Here is a 1517-nt window from a genome sequence, read left to right as displayed (position 1 = left end):
CCGCGTTCGGAGGCCTACTTTGTTTTCCCTCTGGCGCAAGGCACGCCGGGAAAACAGTGCGGCCTCGCGGCTACTGGGGTCTACCAGCCTTCGCTTCGCTCTCCATGGCTGGCAGCGATAGCGGTCCGTGTCCATAGCCTGACGGCGGCGTCCGGGACGCTTTTGCGGAGACTTGTTGCGCGGGAAGCCGGCACCGCCGGTACCACCACGCTGGTGTCCACCAAAACGACCGACCACCTGACCGGGACGCCCACCTGCACCGCAAAGGGTAGCCAGTGAGCTCACTGCGTTGGTGTTACCGGTATTATTGGACCAGTAAAAGCCTTTTTCGATGCCCAAAGACGTCTTGGGACGCGTGCCGTCCGCTTTGGGCTTGGCTAGCCATTCTGCCGCAGTATAGATATCCTCGACAGGAATATTGGCGATCTTGGCCGCAGTCTTTGGATTGTATTCCTTCTGGGCGAAGTTCCACTTCTTGTAGTCTTCGAAACCCTTGGTCTGGAACTTGCCCCAGGTGGTACGCCACTGCCAGGGTGTGTTGCGCGTACCCTGGCCGAAACCGGAGCTGGACTCCCACTTGTTGTTGACCCATTTCTTGATCCACTTGGAATCTTCCCAGCCGTTCTCCAGAATGACCCGGGCAATGGCACCCAGCACCGGCGTATCTGTACCGGGGTCGAGCTGGATATGCAGGGCGTTACCCCTGCTCTTGGCATAGGCGAGACCAGCCGTTTCACGCACATTCAGCCAGATGGTCTTCTGACCCTGATCGATCGCCGGCTTGATGAACTGGGTAAAGATCATGGTCTTGGTTTCGTACGGATCTGTACCACAGATCATCAGCACTTCCGCATCACCCCAGTCCCGGTAGGCCGGACCGAAGTTGTCGAAGCCTGCATCACGGAAACCGGGAGTGGAGGTCACGTTGGCCGGCGTATCGTGGAACGTAAAGTTGGCGGTATTGATGCTGCCCCGGGAGAACTTGGAAAGCGCATAAGTGTTTTCCACGAACTGATAGGAGTACATCTTCATGGCATAGGCATTGGCGCCGTGCTTCCTGACCGTGTGGTCGATAAGCTCGGCTGCCACGTCCAGCGCCGTGTCCCATGAAACAGGCTGCAAGGTACCGTTGATACGAATCAGCGGTGACTGCAAGCGGTCTTTTGTGGGTTTCTTGGGGTTGTAGACTTTCTGGGCGATACAACCTCCCCGAATGGAGGAATCGCCACCGAAGTTTACTGCCTTCGAATCCTTGTCGGGAATGACCACCACATTGTGCGGCTTACCTTTGTGCATCACCACGTTGTGCTGAGTGGGTGCTACCCAGGCCTGTAATGCACCGGTGGGGAAATCCACATTGAAAGCATTCTGCGAAGCCTTGGGGCCGCCATCGGCAGCACCGACGGGCCAGCGGTAAATCTTGTATCCACAGGCCACGATGCAATAATCACAGCAGGTGGTCAGCACTTCCGCATTCTTTGGAGGCAGTGGGGTTTTATCTTCATCAACATAATCTA

General features: G+C 56.7%; 1 protein-coding gene. It reads right to left on the bottom strand.

Annotated features, from left to right (window positions below):
• Nucleotides 1-1517: molybdopterin-dependent oxidoreductase (locus ACOCD2_RS19515; protein WP_305801776.1), on the bottom strand; the 1517-nt coding region annotated here is incomplete at both ends.

The organism is Thiolapillus sp. (genome assembly GCF_048562965.1).
Taxonomy (GTDB): domain Bacteria; phylum Pseudomonadota; class Gammaproteobacteria; order Chromatiales; family Chromatiaceae; genus Thiolapillus; species Thiolapillus brandeum_A.
The sequence above is the reverse complement of the archived record's forward strand: the minus strand, read 5'-3'. Positions and strand labels throughout refer to the sequence as shown.